The organism is Rhodoblastus acidophilus, assembly GCF_025961575.1.
In the GTDB taxonomy this organism is placed as follows: Bacteria; Pseudomonadota; Alphaproteobacteria; order Rhizobiales; family Beijerinckiaceae; genus Rhodoblastus; species Rhodoblastus acidophilus_C.
On the sequence record NZ_JAOQNX010000026.1, the window covers coordinates 21,768 to 39,150 of the forward strand.

The following is a 17,383-nucleotide window of genomic DNA, read 5'->3' on the forward strand; positions in this document are numbered from 1 at the left end:
CTCTAGCAACAAAGGGTCAACACGCCCTTGCTAAGATCACGTCATGAGTCTCAAACGCCAAATGGTCGCGGCCGGCTTTGCGCTGTTTCGCCGCGCCGGTCTGCACCGCCTCGCCGGCGACGGTTTGCGCGGGCGCGGCGTGATCCTCACCTTTCACCGGGTGCGGCCGGCGGATGACAAAGAATTCGCGCCCAACGCGCTGCTGGAGATCACGCCCGGGTTTCTCGACGCCGCGCTCACTCGCCTGCGCGCCAGCGGCCTCGACATCGTGACGCTGGACGAGGCCTTGCGGCGGCTGGTGTCAGGCGAAGGCGCGCGGTTCGCCGTCCTGACCTTCGACGATGGGTTTCGTGATCTCGCCGAGCACGCCCTGCCGGTGCTGGAGCGCCATCGCGCCCCCTTCATGGCCTATATCGCCCCCGGCCTCGCCTCGCGCACCGCCCGGCTGTGGTGGGTGGAGCTGGAGGAGGCGGTGCGCCGCCTGGACTCCATCGAGCTGGGACGCCAAATTTTTCTCACGCGCGACGCGCGGGAAAAATCCGCCGCTTTCGAAAAAATCTACTGGTTTTTGCGCGCGCAGGGCGAACAAGCGCTCCTGGACGGGGTGGCTGTGCTGCGCGACCGCGCCGGCGTGGACCCTGCGGACTTGGTCGATCGGCTCTGTCTGGACTGGGACGGGCTCAGGCGACTCGCAACATCCGAACTCGCCGGCTTCGGCGCGCATTCCATGACCCATCCGCGCCTGCGGCAAATCGCCGAAGACCAGGCTCGCGCCGAAATGGCTTGTAGCCGCGAGGTTTTGGAGCGCGAACTCGGCCGCTCGTGCCCGCATTTCGCCTATCCGGTCGGCGACCCAAGTTCCGCCGGACCGAGCGAATTCGCGCTCGCGGAAAAACTCGGCTTCGCCAGCGCCGTCACCACACGTCCCGGCATGATTTTTCCCGAACATGCCGCGCATCTGCACGCGCTGCCCCGGGTCTCCGTGAACGGATTGTGGCAGGACATCGATTCGCTCGATATCCTTTTGTCCGGCGCGCCCTTCCTGCTTTGGAATCGCGGGCGGCGGGTCAATGCGGCCTGAACGGACCGCATTGCGCATACCCGCGATTTCGACAGAGACTTGACGGCGTCGCCGGGGCAAACTCGCCCGCGACGCGCCGACAAGGAGACCCCGATGGCTTCGCCCACGACCGGCCTGACCTCCGTGGACGCCGCCGCGCGGCTTGCCGCCGAAGGTCCGAACGAATTGCCGCAGCCGGACCGCCGCACGCTGGCGAAGATCGTGCTGGAGGTGCTGCGCGAGCCCATGCTCGCCCTGCTGCTCGGCGGCGGCGCGGTCTATCTCGCCCTCGGCGACACAAGGGAGGCGATCATCCTGCTCGCCTTCGCCTGCCTGTCGATCGTCATCACCGTGGTGCAGGAGGCGCGCACCGAGCGCGTGCTGGAGGCGCTCCGCGACCTCACCAGCCCGCGCGCCTTGGTGATCCGCGACGGGGAGCGCCAGCGCATTCCCGGACGCGAAGTGGTGCGCGGCGATCTCATCGTGCTCGCGGAAGGCGACCGCGTTCCCGCCGATGCGCGGCTCTTGGAAGCGCAAGACCTCGAGGCCGACGAATCCCTGCTGACGGGGGAATCCGCGCCGGTGCGCAAGCGGGCGCAAGCGGCGGGCGACGACGCCGTTTATTCGGGCGCGCTGATCGTGCGCGGCGGCGGTCTCGCCGAGGTGACCGCCACCGGCGCCCGCAGCGAGATCGGCAAGATCGGCAAGACGCTTGGGACCCTGGAGACCGAAGCGCCGCGCCTGCAAAGCCAGACCCGGCGCCTGGTGATGATCGCCGCGGTCGCCGGCGGCGCGGTCAGCGCGCTGGTGGTGGCGCTCTACTGGATCTTGCGCGGCAATGGCCTCGATGCGCTGCTCGCGGGCATCGCCATCGGCATGTCCATGCTGCCGGAAGAATTCCCGGTGGTGCTGACCGTGTTCATGGCCATGGGCGCCTGGCGGATTTCCCAGGCGCGCGTGCTGACGCGGCGCGCCAGCGCCATCGAATCCCTGGGCTCGGCGACCGTGCTGTGCACGGACAAGACGGGCACGCTGACCCAGAACCGCATGGCCATCGCGCAAATGCGCCGCGACAGCGACATTTTTCGCATCGGCCCGGATGCCAAACCCCTGCCCCCGGCCGCCGCCGAACTCCTGGCGTTCGGCGCCCTGGCCTGCGCGCGCGATCCCTTCGATCCCATGGAAAAGGCGTTTTGGGCGCTGGCGCAGCAGACCAGCGCGCCGCCGCCATCGGGCGAAATCGTGCAGGTCTATCCGCTTCGGCCGGACTGCCTCGCCGTCACCCAGGTCTGGGCGGCGGACGGCCGGCAAATCGTCGCGGCCAAGGGCGCGCCCGAGGACATTGTCGCGCTCTGCCGCCTGCCCCCCGCCGACCGCGCCAAACTGGCGGCCACGGTCGAGGATATGGCGGCTTCCGGTCTGCGCGTGCTTGGCGTCGCCCGCGCCGCCTTCGCCGGGTCGGACCTCCCCGAGGCCCAACAAGACTTCGAGTTCGAATTCCTGGGCCTCGTCGGCCTCGCCGACCCGATCCGCCCCGACGTTCCCGCCGCGGTCGCCGAATGCCGAAGCGCGGGCATAAGGGTGGTGATGATCACCGGCGACTATCCGACGACGGCGCGCGCCATCGCGCGCCAGGCGGGCATTTCGAGCGAACACCATCTTACGGGCCGCGAGATCGAAGCTTTGTCAGCCGAGGCGCTCGCAGAAAGGGTTCAAAAAACCTCCGTATTCGCGCGGATCATGCCGGACCAGAAATTGCGCATCGTCGAGGCCCTGAAGGCGGGCGGCGAGGTGGTCGCCATGACCGGCGACGGCGTCAACGACGCGCTGTCGCTGAAGGCCGCGCATATTGGAATCGCCATGGGCGGACGCGGCACGGATGTGGCGCGCGAGGCCTCTTCCATCGTGCTGCTCGACGACGATTTTGGATCGATCGTCAAGACGGTGCGGCTGGGGCGGCGGATTTACGACAATCTGCGCAAGGCGATGAGTTTTATTTTCGCCGTGCACGTCCCCATCGCCGGCCTCGCCCTGGCGCCGCTGTTCCTGGGCGCGCCGATCCTGTTCGGCCCCGTCCATATCGCCTTTCTGGAAATGATCATCGACCCCGTGTGCTCGCTGGTGTTCGAGGCGGAAAGCGAAGAGGACGGGCTGATGCGCCGGCCGCCGCGCAATCCGGCGGAGCCGCTGTTTTCCCTGCCGATGATCCTTTGGGGGCTGTTCCAGGGCGCCCTGGCGCTGGCGTTGACGGCGACGATCTACGTGATCGCGCTGGGGCGGGGCATGCCGGGCGACGAGGTGCGCGCGCTGGTGTTTTTCTCGCTGGTCATCGCCATTGTCGCGCTGATCCTGGTGAACCGTTCGACGGGCGCCTCGTTGCGCAAAGCGCTGCTGCGGCGCAATCCCGCTTTGGCGCTCACCCTCCCGGCGGTCGCGGCCATGCTCGCGGCCTCGCTGCTGTGGCCGTGGCTGCGCGATCTCTTCCGTTTCGGCCCGCTGCACGCCGACGACCTCTCCCTGGCGCTGGGCGTCGGCCTGGCCGTGCTGGTCGTCTCGGAAAGCCTCAAGGCCGCGCGCAGTTTTTTCGCGCGACGCGGCGGCTGACCGGTCAGGCGTCGGGCTTTTCCATCCATTTGATCAGCGGCATCATCGGCAGCGCCCAGCCTAGGCCGAGCACGGCGAAAATGATGAAGCGCAGCGCCTGCGAGTCCAGCTTCATCGCCGTGTACTGCGCCAGGACCATGGCGATCAGCGCATAGATCACCACGAAGGGCACCATGATCAGGGCTCCGATCAGTTTTCGCGTGCGGCTGGTCATGATCTCTCCTTTTGCCGTCTTATCCCGCAGTCACAATTTTACCTCAAGTCATTCATGCGAAATTCAGCCGGGCGTTCCTAAATAAGGCGTCAAGGATGAGCCCCGCGCTCACCCCCATTGGAGACGGAAATGCGTGTTTTCAGAATTGCTTCCCTCGCCCTCGCCTGTGGCTTCGCCGCTTATGCGATGCCGCCGGCGCAGGCCGGCTGGGACGGCCCGGGATCGCGTCACGAACGCTTCTGCGCGGACGAAAAGTTCGCCGAACATTTCGCCGACATGCAGAAGCGCCGGGCGGACCAGCTCGCCGAACGCCTGAAGCTGACCGACGCGCAAAAGGCCGCGTTCAAGGACGTGCAGGCCGTCCGCGCCAAATCCGTGACGGACAATCGCGCGGCGGTCTGCGCCGCCAATCCCGCCAACCTGAGCTTTGAAAAGCGGCTCGAATTCCGCCAGGCCCGGCTGCAAGCCCGGCTGGACGCGCTGAAAGCCGAAACGCCGAAACTGCTCGCCTTCTACAACAGCCTGGACGAGCGCCAGAAAGGCCAGTTCGAGGAGATCAGCCGGCATCAGGGGCATCACGGCCCGCATGGCGGCATGGGCGAAGGCGGACCGGGCATGATGGGCGCAATGATGCACGGCGGCCCGGGTCCTCACGAGCCGCGCGGCGGCTGCGTCCAGGATAAGGACGACGATTGATTTCCATTCGGGCGGGGCTCCTCCCCCGGACCCCGCCCGAAGCAAGGGAAACCGCGCCGATCCCCCCTCGGCGCGGTTTTTCTTTGCCGCGACGCAGCATGCCGGCTAGATTTGCCCTTTCGGAAGCGCCCATGTTGCAGAAAACCAAAACCACCGACCCGCTCGTCGCCGTCCGGCGCTGGCTGTTTGCCGTCGCGGGCCTGATCGCGCTGATGGTTTTGGTCGGCGGCGCCACGCGCCTCACCGAATCCGGCCTGTCGATCACGGAATGGAAGCCGATCACCGGCGTGCTGCCGCCGCTGTCACAGGAGGCGTGGCGCGAGGCTTTTGAAAAATACAAGCAGATTCCGCAATATGCGCAGATGTTCCCGGACATGGAGCTGTCCCGGTTCCAGACCATCTATCTCTGGGAATGGGCGCACCGGCTGCTCGGGCGGCTGATCGGACTGGCCTTCGCCCTGCCACTGGCTTTTTTCTGGCTCAAGGGGCTCGTCGCCGGCGCCTTGCGCTTCAAACTGCTGTTCATCCTGGCGCTGGGCGGACTCCAGGGTTTTGTCGGCTGGTGGATGGTGTCGTCGGGGCTGTCGGAGCGCACCGAGGTGGCGCAGGAGCGGCTGGCGATCCATCTGCTGCTCGCCTGCATCACTTTCGCCGCGATCCTGTGGACCGCGGAGGGATTGCGGCCCAATTTTCGCGACCCCATGGGCAAGGACGCCCGGAACTTTCGCCTCGAGGCAGGCCTGCTGCTGGCCCTGGTGTTCGCGCAGATCGGCTTTGGCGCGCTGGTGGCGGGAACGCGCGCCGGCCTCGCCTATAACACCTGGCCGCTGATGGACGGACGGTTCATCCCGCCGGTCGACGCCCTGCTCAGCCTGAAACCGCTCTGGGCCAATTTTCTCGACAATGTCTTGACGGTGCAATTCCAGCACCGCATGGCGGCCTATCTGGCGCTGCTGCTCGCCCTGTTCCACGCCTTCCACATCAGCCGCGAGCGGCTGGCGCGGCGGGCGGTGCGGCGGGCTCTGGCGCTGGCGCTGCTGATTTTCGCGCAAGCCGGCTTGGGCGTGACCACGCTGCTGCTGTCGGTTCCCCTGCCCGCCGCGCTGGCGCATCAGGCTTTGGCGATCGGCGTGCTGGCGCTGGCGACCATTCACCGCCGCAAGCTGGGGTGAGCGCATCTCGTTTGCCCAAGGCGTTTTGAAACAGTTGTTCCTGAGCGTGACAATATTTCTTGTCCGCATTTTTACCGATTCAAAATCACGCAATTCTCGTAAGTTGAAATACGACGAGATTTCATATGAACTATCAATGTATTCATTAAGCTAATCCTTAGCAGAGGAATCTCATGTCTAAAGCTTTGGCGTTTATACTCGCTCTTGTCGCCGGCTTTGCAATCGGCGGGGTCAGCGGGAGACATGACTGGCTCCCCTGGCCACAAATCCACGCGCTGAAGGAAAAGGTCGCTCCAACGCCCCCCCCGGAAAGCCGCTATGTCCTGGACAAGCTCGACCGTCTGACCGCCGATGAAACGAAACCCGCGATCGCCTGTCCCGCGCAAACGGATCGGACGGCTTTCCTGCTCGTGCTCGGACAATCCAACGCCGCCAATCACGGCGGACAGCGTTACCGGTCTCAGCATGGCGACCGGATCGTCAACTTCTTCGACGGCCGCTGTTTCCGGGCGGCGTCGCCGCTTCTGGGCGCGACGGGAACGACGGGCGAATACTGGACAGAAGTCGCCAATCTGCTGATCGAGTCCGGTCGTTTCGACCAGGTCGTGATCGCGCCGCTGGCGATCAACGGTTCGACGGTCGCGCGCTGGGCGCCCGGCGGCGACATCAACCCGCTCTTGATCCAGTTGGCGGCCCAGATCAAACAGCAGGGCTACCGTCCCAGCCATGTGCTGTGGCACCAGGGCGAAGCCGATTACGTGCTGGGCACGAGCGAGGACGCCTATAAGGAGCGGTTCCTGTCGATGGTGGACACATTGCGCAAGGGGGACATCACGGCGCCCGTCTATATCTCCATCGCGTCGAAATGCCTTGAGCCCAGCAATGGCGGGTTCAAGACCAATTCCCCCGACAATTCCATCGTGCGCGCGCAAATGTCCCTGTCACAGGAGGGCGGGACGATCCGACGCGGCGTGAACACCGACGCCCTGCTTGACGGAAACGATCGCTACGACGACTGCCACATGGGCGGGTCCGGCCTGGAGAAAACGGCGCAGGCCTGGTCCCAGATTCTGCTCCAGGAGGCCAAAGTCCATCGCGCGACGGCGCCATGACCCACGGTTGCCAAAAACGCGCGCCGTCGGCTGAAACAGCGACGGCGCGCCTCACGCCGCCCCCGCCGCGAACAGCGCCTCCAGCATCTGCGCCTTCTCAGGACGCCGGACGATGGCGAGACCGTCGCCGGCCTCGACAAAAGTCCCGGGCTCCGGCTGGATCAGCGCGCCGCCGCCGCGCTTTTCCAGCGCCACGATCAAAAAGGCCCCGGCGCCGAATTTTTCGATCTCGCCGATCGTATGCTTGTCGCATCTGCTGCCGGCCTCGACCGCGATCACCTCCATGTCGAGGCCGAGCAGGCGCAGGTCGGCGGCGAGCCGGTCGCTGCCGCCGGCGCGCATGCGGGCGACAATGCTATTGATGTCGTCGAACAGCAGCAGTTCCGCGACGCGCTCCGCGCCGATACGGGCGGGCAGGACGACACGATTGGCGCCGGCCTGCAGCAGCTTGCGCTCGGTGGACGGGGATTCGCCGCGCGCGACGATAAAAATATCCGGGTTCAGGGCGCGCGCCGACAAAGTGATGAACACATTGGCGGCGTCGTCCGGCAGCACGGTGGCGAGCGCCTTGGCCCGGCCGATGCCGCTGCGCCTGAGCGCCTCGTCGTCGGTGGCGTCGGCCTGCATGAACACATGCTCGGACACGCGCGCCGATTCCATCCGCTTGGGATCATGGTCGACAATGACGAAGGGCACGCGGGCCGCCTTGAGTTCGCGGCAGAGCTTTTGACCGATGCGGCCGAAACCGCAGACGATGACATGGCCGTGCAGGCCGTCGATTTCCTTCTGCATGCGGCGGTTCCCGAAAATCTGCTGGAACTGGGCGGCGGTGATGAGCTGGATCAGCGAACCCGTGGTGAACACCATGCCGGTGCAGCCGACCACCATCAGCGCAATGGTGATGGCGCGCAGCGCCGGCGTCTGCACGGGCTGAATTTCGCCATATCCGACGGTATAAATGGTGGTGAGCACCATGAACACGGCGTCGCCCAGGCTCCAGCCCTGCGACACATAGGCGCCGACGGCGAGCGCCGACACCGTGGCGACAAAGCTGATGCCGCCGATGACGTTGCGAAGCGGAGAGGCGAGAAAGCCGGAAGCCATGGCAAGACCGAAATTTTCCTCCTCTATGCAGGAGGAAAAGGCTTCGATCCAGCAAAATCAGACTCTTTAAAGCCGAGCCTCGAGCCAGGCGCGCGCCTCCTCCGAAAACGGCTTGGACTTGCGCGTGATCGTGTCGGTGAGCACGGTCACATCCTCGCCGCGCGCGGCGTAAACCCCGTTGTCGAACACGGCATGCTCCAGCCGCAGCGAGGAGCGGCCCACCGCAAGGATGCGGGTGCCGATCTCGACCTCGCCGGGCCAATGGATCTCGCGCACATAGTCGATAGCGAGCCGCGCCAGCACGAAGGCCCCGTTCTCGCCCCTCAGGTCGACGTCGCCGGCCATGAGCATATCGACGCGCGCCGTCTCGAAAAAGGTGGCGAAAACGGCGTTGTTGACATGCCCCTGCCGGTCGGTGTCGCCGTAACGCAGCTTTTCATGGGTGCGGAACGGAAAGTCGCCGAGAACGGGCGGATTCGGTTTCTCGCTCACTCAGACCTGCTCGATTTCGACCAGCGTGCCGTTGAAATCCTTCGGGTGCAGGAACAGAACCGGCTTGCCGTGCGCGCCGATTTTCGGATTGCCGTCGCCGATCACGCGGACGCCGCCGGCCTTGAGACGGTCGCGGGCCGCCAAAATGTCCTCCACCTCGTAGCAGACATGATGCATGCCGCCATCGGGGTTCTTTTCCAGGAATTTGGCGATCGGCGAGGATTCGCCGAGCGGCTCCAGCAGTTCGATCTTGGTGTTGGGCAGTTCAATGAAGACGACGGTCACGCCATGGTCCGGCTGGGCCTTGGGCTCCGACACTTTGGCGCCGAGCACGTCACGATAGGTCTTGGAAGCCGCCGCGAGGTCCTTCACCGCAATGGCGACATGGTTCAAACGTCCGATCATCCGAATCTCCTCAAACATTCGTTCCGATAGCCATGGTTCGAGACGGCTGCTTCGCAGCCTCCTCACCATGAGGGAATTCACTATTTCTCAGCAGCCCTCATGCTGAGGAGGCCGCATTGCGGCCGTCTCGAAGCACGAGGGCGGTCCACGACTCCGCCGTCAAACCTCAATCGCCAACACATGCACGTGCGGCTTCTTCCCCCAGACGGCGGCGACCGCGGCGCGCACCGACTTCTCCACCGCGCCGCAGGCGACGTCCGGGTCCCTTTTCTTCGCCTTGGGCAGGGAATCCAGCGTATCGAACAAAGCGCGGTCGATCACCTCGTCGAGCGCGCGGCCGTCGACTCCCACACGCGGCAGACCAAACGTAACCATGTCCGGCGTGCCGATCAAATCGCCCTTGTCGTTGAGCGCGAAGGCGATGCTGACAATGCCCGCCGCCGCCAGCCGATGGCGCTGGCGGAAGCAATCATCCATCTCGGAAAGGATGACCTCGCCGTCACGATAGAGTCTTCCGTGGGCGATTCCCGGCAGATGGCCGGGCGCCCCAGGCGCCAGCGCGATCATGTCGCCATTATGGGCGGTGAGCACATGCTCCACCCCCATCTGCCGGGCGAAGGCGGCGTGAACCCGCAGATGCAGCGCCTCGCCATGGGCGGGCACTGCGATTTTCGGCCGCAGCCATTGGTAAAGCTGCTCGACCTCGCCGCGCCGGGGATGGCCGGAGCAATGCACCAGCGCGTCATGGCCGGTGACCACATCCACCGCCTGCAAGATCAAAGCGTTGACGATGGCGCCGACCTCGCGCTCATTGCCGGGAATGGTGCGCGACGAAAAGATGGCGAGATCGTTGGCGCCCAGCTTGACCGCGTGTTCGCCGCGAATGATCCGCGACATGGCGGCGCGCGCCTCGCCCTGGCTCCCCGTCGCCAGCACCAGCACTTTTTGCGCCGGCAGCCGCGAAAAGGCTTCGAGCGACAGCGGCTCGGGAACGCCGTCGAGATAGCCGCACTCGCGCGCCACATCGAGCGAGCGCTCCATGGCGCGGCCCGCCAGCACCACCTGTCGCCCGGCCTCCTGCGCCGCGAGGCAGACGGCGCGCAGACGCGCAATGTTGGAGGCGAAAGTGGTGACCAGCACCCTGCCCTGCGCGGCGGAAATCTTTTCGCGCAAAATTTCCGCGACCTGGGCTTCCGACGGACTCTCGCCCTCGCGCAAAATATTGGTGGAATCGCTGATCAGCGCCAGCACGCCCTCGTCGCCGATCTCCTTCAGCCGCGCGATATCGGTCGGACGTCCGAGCCCAGGGTTTTCGTCGAGCTTCCAGTCGCCGGAATGAACGACCGTCCCGACCGGCGTGCGGATCGCCAGCAGGCAGGCTTCCGGAATCGAATGCGACATGGCGACGAATTCGATCTCGAAGGGACCGAGCTGCAGCCGGTCGCCCTGCCGCACGATTTCGATCGGCACTTTTGGCGCGCCGGGTTCGGCGAGGCGGCGGGTCTGCAACAGGCCGGTGGCGAATGGCGTCGCGTAAATCGGGCATTTCAGGCGCGGCCACAGCGCCGCGACGGCGCCGACATGGTCCTCGTGGGCGTGGGTGATAACGATCCCCAACAAATCCTTGCGGTTTTTCTCGATGAAGGCGGGATCGGGCAGGATCAGGTCGACGCCGGGCATGTCGGTGTGGGCGAAGGCCACGCCGCAATCGACCAGGATGTATTTTCGCTTTCCCGGCGCGCCAAACCCGTAGACCGCCGCATTCATACCGATTTCGCCGAGGCCCCCGAGCGGAGCGAAGACCAGTTCTTCCTGTGCGGAAGGCATTTATGAGCCCTTCATCCAAAATTCGGCGGCGCAAAACTCAGATCGCCCGCCTCGATCGTTTCCATAATTCCGTTAGGGCGTTCCAACAGCATGCGCCCCTGCGCGTCAATGCCGCGAAAGACTCCGTTCATGACATTTCCGTTGCGCTGCACTTTTGCAGGGGCGTCGAGGCCGCCGGCGACATCGAGCCAGGCGCGACGAATGTAAGCAAAGTTTTCACCGCGCGCCCAGAAGTCGAGCCACATGGCCAGCGCGTCGGACAAAGCCGCGAACACCGCCTCGCGGCCGACCCGGGCGCCGATCGCTTTCAAACTCGTGGCGGGATAGGGCGTGTCGTCGGGATAGGTTTCGCAATTCACGCCAAAGCCGATGACGCAGCCGATGCCGGAACTCTCGAGCAAAAGCCCGGAGATTTTGGCGCCATCGTAGAGCGCGTCATTGGGCCATTTCAGCGCCAGCCGCCGGTCGCCGCCGAGCAGCCCGCGCAGCGCATCGGCCAGCGCCACGCCGGCGACAAAACCCAATTGCGGCGCGATGGGACGCGCGCAGGGCTCAATCAACAGCAGACTGGCGAAAAGATTTCCGGGCGGCGAGGACCACACGCGCCCCAGCCGTCCCCTGCCCCGGCTCTGGCTGTCGGCGACGATCCAGAGACGCCCGGGGTCTCCCGAGGCGATCCTTGAGACCGCCTCGTCATTGGTCGAGCCAAGTTCCGCGAAATGCTCCAGGCGAAAACCCGCCCGCGCCGCGCCCTTTCCGAGGTCCACCTTTTAGAACAGGGACTTTGCGGCGGAATCGGCGGCCTGCACCAGCGGCGCCGGATAGACCCAGTAGAGCAGCATCGAGACGGCGGAGACGGCGAGCACGGCGCGCAGCGTCAGGCTGGGCTTGTCGAAAGCCGGCGCGGCGTCGTCGAAATACATGACCTTGATGATGCGCCAGTAGTAGAACGCCGCCACCGCGGAGCACAGCACGCCGATCACCGCGAGGGTGAACAGATTGGCCTGCACCGCCGCCAGGAACACATACCATTTGGCGAAGAAGCCCGCGAGCGGCGGGACGCCCGACAGCGAGACCATCAACAGCGCGATGAACAGAGCCATGGGGCGGTTGGTGTTGTCGAGGCCGGACAGGTCCGAGATTTTTTCCACCGGCTTGCCGTTCACCCGCATCGACAGGATGGCGGCGAAGGCGCCGAGCGTCATGACGAGATAGATCGCCATGTAGAACAACACGCCCTTGACCCCCTCTTCGGTGCCGGCCGCGAGGCCGACCAGGGCGAAGCCCATATGGCCGATCGAGGAATAGGCCATCAGGCGCTTGATATTGTCCTGCTTGATCGCGGCGAAGGCGCCGAGCGCCATCGAGGCGATCGACATGAAGATGACGATCTGCTGCCACTGGTGGGTGGCGCCGGGGAAGGCGGTGTAGATGACGCGGGTGGCGATGGCCACCGCCGCCATTTTCGGCGCCGAGGCGAAGAAGGCGGTCACCGGGGTCGGCGCGCCCTCATAGACGTCGGGCGTCCACATATGGAACGGCACGACGGACATTTTGAACGCCAGTCCGGTGAACAGGAACACCAGACCAAAGATCACGCCGACATTGGGATGGTCGCCGATGGCGGCGGCGATCCCGGCGAAGGAGACATTGCCGGAGAACCCGTACAGCAGCGAGGCGCCATAGAGCAGCATGCCGGAGGACAGCGCGCCGAGCACGAAATATTTCAGACCCGCTTCCGACGCCCGTGCGTCATCGCGCGACAGCGCCGCGGTGACATAGAGGGCGAGCGACATCAGTTCGAGGCCGAGATAAAGCGCGATCAGGCCATTGGCAGAGATCAGCATCATCATGCCGAGCGTCGCCAGCACCACGAGGATTGGAAACTCGAATTTGTTGATGCCCTCGCCACGAAAGAAATCGCCGGCCATGAGCAAAGTGACGATGGAGCCGATCAGCGCCAGCGCCTTCATAAAATCGCCGAAGCGGTCGTCAACAAAAGCATTGTCGAAAACGACCCCGGAGACCCCAGGGGTTTTGAGCACGATGGCGACCAGCGCCGCGCCGAGGAGCACGACGGCGATCTCACTCATCGGGCCGTCATCCGGCTTGCCCCGGAAGGCGCCGACGAGGACCATGGCGATCACGCCAATCGCCAAAATGACTTCCGGCAGGGCGTGGACGAGGGCGAGTTGCAGCGTTTCCATAAAAACTCTCAGTAAAGAGAAAGGGCGGCCGTGCGGGTGACGGCGAGCGCCGCGTCGTAGTTCTTGATCAGCTGGGCGACCGCGCCGGAACAGGCGTGCAGCACTTGGTTCGGCTGAATCCCGTACCAGATGGTCAAGAGCACGAGCGGGGCCAGGATGGCGAACTCGCGCATCGACAGGTCGGCAAGGCCCTGAAGCGTTGGCTTTTCCAGCTTGCCGAACACCACGCGCCAGTAGAGGTAGAGCGCATAAGCCGCCGACAGGATGACGCCGGTGGTGGCGAACAGGGCAACAAAAGTGTTGGCCTTGAACGCGCCGATCAGCGTCAAAAATTCGCCGACAAAACCTGACGTGCCGGGCAGGCCGACGTTCGCCATGGTGAACACCATGAAGGCCGCGGCATAGACGGGCATTTTGGCGACGATGCCGCCATAAGCCGCGATCTCGCGGGTGTGCAGGCGGTCATAGACCACGCCGACGCACAAGAACAGCGCGCCGGAGACGATGCCATGCGACACCATTTGAAAAACCGCGCCCTCGACCGCCTGCTGGTTCATGGCGAACAGGCCCATGGTGACAAAGCCCATATGCGCCACGGACGAGTAAGCGATCAGCTTTTTGATATCCTCCTGCACCAGCGCCACCAGCGAGGTGTAGACGATGGCGATCACCGACAGGGCATAGACCAGAGGCGCGAAATAGGCGGAGGCGTCGGGGAACATCGGCAGCGAGAAGCGGATGAACCCGTAGCCGCCCATTTTGAGCAAAATGCCGGCCAGGATGACGGAGCCAGCGGTGGGCGCCTCGACGTGGGCGTCGGGCAACCAAGTATGCACCGGCCACATCGGCATCTTGACCGCAAACGAGGCGAAGAACGCCAGCCACAGCCATTTTTGCAGGCTCGGATCGAATTTGGTGGTCAGCAGCCCGACAATGTCGGTCGAATGCGTCTGCGCATACATGGCCATGATGGCGACCAGCATGAGCAGCGAGCCCGCGAGCGTATAGAGGAAAAATTTAAAACTCGCGTAGATGCGCCGCTTGCCGCCCCAGACGCCGATGATGATGAACATCGGGATCAGGCCGCCCTCGAAGAACAGATAGAACAGAACGAGGTCCAGCGCGCAGAACACGCCAATCATGAGCGTTTCCAGCACCAGGAACGCGATCATGTACTGTTTGACGCGGACATCGATCGATTTCCAGGAGGCCGCGATGCAAAACGGCATCAAAAACGCGGTCAAGACGACGAACGGGAAGGAAATGCCGTCCACGCCCATTTTGTAGCTGAGGCCGGAGCCGAACCAGCTTTTTTCTTCGACGAATTGGAAGTCCGCGACGCCGGGAACGAACTGCGACCACGCATAGAACGACAGGGCCAGGGTGACCAAAGTCGTCCAGAGCGCGATCCAGCGGATCGTGTTTTTCCCGTTATCGTCTTCCTTGACCAAAGCGATCAGCGCAGCGCCGATCAGGGGCAAAAAAGTCAGCCCGGAGAGAATGCCAAAGCCGAACATTTATTGCCCCCCGCCCAGCGAGAACATGCCGTAGGTGATCAGCGCGGCGAGGCCGAGCAGCATCGCGAACGCATAATTGTAGATGAAGCCGGTTTGCAGCCGCGAGGCGAAACCCGCGCCGTCGACGACACGCGCGGCGACCCCATCCGGGCCGAGCCGGTCGATGATGGCGCCGTCGCCGCCCTTCCAGAAGAGCCGGCCCAGCCAGAACGCCGGCTTGACGAAAATCTTGTCGTAGAGCTCGTCGAAGTACCACTTGTTCAAGAGGAACTTGTAGAGCGCCGGGAATTTGCCCGCGAGCGTCGCCGGAACCTTGGGCGCGACCACATACATGAACAGCGCGACGACAAATCCGCCGACCATCATGGCGAAGGGCGCATAACCCACCCATTCCGGGATTTCGTGCATCTCATGCAGGATATGGTTGTGCTCGCCCGTAAACAGCGACGTGCGCCAGAATTCGCCCGCGGCATGGCCGATGAACTCGCCCTTGAACAGATAGCCTGCGGCGAGCGCGCCGATCGACAGCACGAACAGCGGAACCATCATGGTCAGCGGGGATTCATGGGGCTCGCCGACATGGTGATGATGATCGTCATGGCCATGGTCATGCTCGGGATGCAGCAGGCGATATTGCTCCGACCAGCGGCGCTCGCCGAAGAAGGTCATGAACACCAGGCGCCAGGAGTAGAACGAGGTCATGCCCGCCGCGACCACCAGCAGCACGAAGGCCAGCATGGCCACGCCGGAATGTCCGCCGGCGGCAAAGGCGCCCTCGATGATCGCGTCCTTGGAGAAATAGCCCGCCGTCATTGGAAAACCGGTCAGCGCCAGCGTGCCGATGGTCATGCAGGCGAAGGTGACGGGGATCTTGCTCCACAACCCGCCCATGCGGCGCATGTCCTGCTCATGGTGCAAGGCATGGATCACCGAGCCGGCGCCCAAAAACAGCAGCGCCTTGAAGAAGGCATGGGTGAACAGGTGGAAAATGCCGAGCGCATAGCCGCCCACGCCCAGGCCGACGAACATATAGCCGAGCTGCGAACAGGTCGAATAGGCGATGACGCGCTTGATGTCGTTCTGCACCAGACCGACGGTGGCGGCGAAGAAAGCGGTGATCCCGCCGACCAACGTGACCACGGTGAGAGCGGTGGCCGACTGCTCGAACAGAGGCGACAGACGCGCCACCATGAACACGCCGGCGGTGACCATGGTGGCGGCATGGATGAGCGCGGAGACCGGAGTCGGGCCTTCCATCGCGTCGGGCAGCCAGGTGTGCAGCAGGAACTGCGCCGACTTGCCCATCGCGCCCATGAACAGCAGCAGGCAGGCGAGCGTCATGGCGTTCCAGTCGAGCCCGAACGCATGCACGCTCTTGTTGGCGAGGCCGGGAGCTGCGGCAAAGATCGTGTCGAAGGCGATGGAGCCGGTGAGCATGAACACCAGGAACATGCCGAGCGAAAAGCCGAAATCGCCGACGCGGTTGACGACGAACGCCTTGATCGCCGCCGCATTGGCGGACGGCTTTTCGTACCAGAAACCGATCAGCAGATAGGAGGCGAGACCGACGCCTTCCCAGCCAAAGAACATTTGCGCCAGATTGTCCGACGTCACCAGCATCAGCATGGCGAAGGTGAAGAGAGACAAATACGCGAAGAACCTCGGGCGCGAAGAGTCCTCGTGCATGTAGCCAATCGAATACAAATGCACGAGCGCCGAGACCGTGGTGACCACGATCAGCATCACCGAGGTCAGCGTGTCGATCCGCAAGGACCAGTCGATCTTCAGCTCGCCGGAGGTCAGCCAATTGGCGAGCACTGGAGCGGAAAAATGGCCGTCATGCAGGCCGACATCGACAAAAGTGATCCACGACAGGGCGCAGGAGACGAACAGCAGCGCGGTCGTGATGATTTCGGAGGGACGGTCGCCGAGTTTCTTGCCGCCGAGGCCGGCGATCAGGAAACCGAGAAGGGGGAGGAAGACGATTGCCGAATACATGTGTCGCTCAGCCCTTCATCATATTGATGTCTTCCACCGCAATGCTGCGGCGATTGCGGAAGTAGGTGACGAGAATGGCGAGGCCGATGGCCGCTTCCGCCGCCGCGACCGTCAGGATGAACAGCGCGAACACCTGTCCGGTGAGGTCGTGCAGCTTCGCCGAAAAGGCGACGAGGTTGATGTTCACCGACAGCAGGATCAGCTCGATCGACATCAGGATGATGATGACGTTCTTGCGGTTGAGGATGATGCCCGCCACGCCCAGCGTAAAAACGATGGCGGCGACGATCAGGTAATGTTCGAGACCGATGACCATGATGTCGCTCCTTACGGGACCGGCACGCCCGTGCGGGACGGGACGTGCTTGTTTTCGATTGCCGTGGCGCGGGTGCGCGCGTTCTGCGCGGAAATGTCCTGGCGCTTGACGTTCGGGCGGTGATGCAGGGTGAGCACGATGGCGCCGATCATGGCGGTGAGCAGCACCAGGCCCGCCGCCTGGAACAGATAGGCATATTGCGTGTAGAGCACCTGGCCCAAAGCGGCGGTGTTGCTGAGCCCCGCCGGCGTCGGGGTCGACAGCACGGATTCGGGCGCGACATTCCAGGAGCCGACGACCAGCACCAGCTCCGCGAGCACGACCAGCGTGATCAAGCCGCCAACGGGCAGATATTTGCCGACCGTCTTTTGCAGCTGGGCGAAGTCCACGTCGAGCATCATGACGACGAACAGGAACAGCACCATGACCGCGCCGACATAGACGACGACCAGCAGCATGGCCAGGAATTCCGCGCCGGTCAGCACGAACAGGCCGGCCGCGCTGACGAAGGCCAGGATCAGGAACAGCACGGAGTGAACGGGATTGCGCCCCACGATCACCATGGCCGCGGAGGCGATGGTGATGATGGAGAACAGGTAGAAGAAGGCCGTGGCTACGCTCATGGTCCCACCTTGTGCGCCCTTGCGGGCCGTTTCGTT

General features: G+C 64.2%; 16 protein-coding genes. 5 read left to right on the forward strand and 11 right to left on the reverse strand.

The annotated features are described in order from the left end of the window. Positions 1–43: 43 nt before the first annotated feature. Positions 44–1,081 (forward strand): polysaccharide deacetylase family protein, encoded by a 1,038-nt coding sequence (locus tag M2320_RS17295; protein ID WP_264598353.1) that lies wholly within the window; start codon positions 44–46, stop codon positions 1,079–1,081. Positions 1,082–1,174: 93 nt separating this feature from the next. Then, positions 1,175–3,664: a cation-translocating P-type ATPase gene (locus tag M2320_RS17300; RefSeq protein WP_264598354.1), complete on the forward strand. Its 2,490-nt coding sequence runs from the start codon at positions 1,175–1,177 to the stop codon at positions 3,662–3,664. A 4-nt stretch (positions 3,665–3,668) separates the two neighbouring features. On the opposite strand, the gene M2320_RS17305 is transcribed toward M2320_RS17300, so the two are convergent. Further along, positions 3,669–3,878 carry a DUF2842 domain-containing protein gene (locus M2320_RS17305; protein ID WP_184424952.1) on the reverse strand — a complete coding sequence of 70 codons (210 nt, stop codon included), beginning with the start codon at positions 3,876–3,878 and terminating at the stop codon, positions 3,669–3,671. Positions 3,879–4,007: 129 nt separating this feature from the next. On the opposite strand from M2320_RS17305, the gene M2320_RS17310 reads away from it, so the two are divergent. The 3 genes from M2320_RS17310 (at position 4,008) to M2320_RS17320 (ending at position 6,858) form a co-directional block, all read left to right on the forward strand. Next, positions 4,008–4,574, forward strand: a complete 567-nt coding sequence (locus M2320_RS17310; RefSeq protein WP_264598355.1) for a Spy/CpxP family protein refolding chaperone — start codon at positions 4,008–4,010, stop codon at positions 4,572–4,574. A 131-nt stretch (positions 4,575–4,705) separates the two neighbouring features. Further along, on the forward strand, positions 4,706–5,746 hold the full coding sequence (locus M2320_RS17315) for a COX15/CtaA family protein (protein ID WP_264598356.1): 1,041 nt from the start codon (positions 4,706–4,708) through the stop codon (positions 5,744–5,746). A 173-nt stretch (positions 5,747–5,919) separates the two neighbouring features. Beyond that, on the forward strand, positions 5,920–6,858 hold the full coding sequence (locus M2320_RS17320; protein WP_264598357.1) for a sialate O-acetylesterase: 939 nt from the start codon (positions 5,920–5,922) through the stop codon (positions 6,856–6,858). A 51-nt stretch (positions 6,859–6,909) separates the two neighbouring features. On the opposite strand, the gene M2320_RS17325 is transcribed toward M2320_RS17320, so the two are convergent. The 10 genes from M2320_RS17325 to M2320_RS17370 all read right to left on the reverse strand — a co-directional run bounded on the left by M2320_RS17325 (position 6,910) and on the right by M2320_RS17370 (position 17,347). Beyond that, the gene (locus tag M2320_RS17325; RefSeq protein ID WP_264598358.1) at positions 6,910–7,962 is read right to left on the reverse strand and encodes a potassium channel family protein; all 1,053 of its coding nucleotides are present in this window, start codon (positions 7,960–7,962) and stop codon (positions 6,910–6,912) included. A gap of 66 nt (positions 7,963–8,028) precedes the next feature. Further along, entirely contained in the window at positions 8,029–8,454 is a 426-nt protein-coding gene (locus M2320_RS17330; protein WP_264598359.1) for an acyl-CoA thioesterase, read from the reverse strand. Beyond that, complete coding sequence (gene mce, locus M2320_RS17335) at positions 8,455–8,859, reverse strand: methylmalonyl-CoA epimerase (RefSeq protein ID WP_184424941.1); 405 nt, start codon at positions 8,857–8,859, stop codon at positions 8,455–8,457. Positions 8,860–9,018: 159 nt separating this feature from the next. Further along, positions 9,019–10,686 carry a ribonuclease J gene (locus tag M2320_RS17340; RefSeq protein WP_264598360.1) on the reverse strand — a complete coding sequence of 556 codons (1,668 nt, stop codon included), beginning with the start codon at positions 10,684–10,686 and terminating at the stop codon, positions 9,019–9,021. Positions 10,687–10,697: 11 nt separating this feature from the next. Then, positions 10,698–11,453, reverse strand: a complete 756-nt coding sequence (locus tag M2320_RS17345; RefSeq protein WP_264598361.1) for a biotin--[acetyl-CoA-carboxylase] ligase — start codon at positions 11,451–11,453, stop codon at positions 10,698–10,700. A gap of 3 nt (positions 11,454–11,456) precedes the next feature. Further along, positions 11,457–12,893, reverse strand: coding sequence for an NADH-quinone oxidoreductase subunit NuoN (gene nuoN, locus M2320_RS17350; protein ID WP_264598362.1), 1,437 nt, complete (start codon positions 12,891–12,893; stop codon positions 11,457–11,459). Positions 12,894–12,901: 8 nt separating this feature from the next. Then, positions 12,902–14,410, reverse strand: coding sequence for an NADH-quinone oxidoreductase subunit M (locus tag M2320_RS17355; protein WP_264598363.1), 1,509 nt, complete (start codon positions 14,408–14,410; stop codon positions 12,902–12,904). Further along, positions 14,411–16,408: an NADH-quinone oxidoreductase subunit L gene (gene nuoL, locus M2320_RS17360; RefSeq protein WP_264598364.1), complete on the reverse strand. Its 1,998-nt coding sequence runs from the start codon at positions 16,406–16,408 to the stop codon at positions 14,411–14,413. A 7-nt stretch (positions 16,409–16,415) separates the two neighbouring features. Further along, a complete protein-coding gene (gene nuoK / locus M2320_RS17365; protein WP_184424929.1) occupies positions 16,416–16,724 on the reverse strand; it encodes an NADH-quinone oxidoreductase subunit NuoK in 309 nt (102 codons plus the stop codon). Between the two features lie 11 nt (positions 16,725–16,735). Next, on the reverse strand, positions 16,736–17,347 hold the full coding sequence (locus M2320_RS17370; RefSeq protein WP_264598365.1) for an NADH-quinone oxidoreductase subunit J: 612 nt from the start codon (positions 17,345–17,347) through the stop codon (positions 16,736–16,738). Between the last annotated feature and the right edge of the window lie 36 nt (positions 17,348–17,383).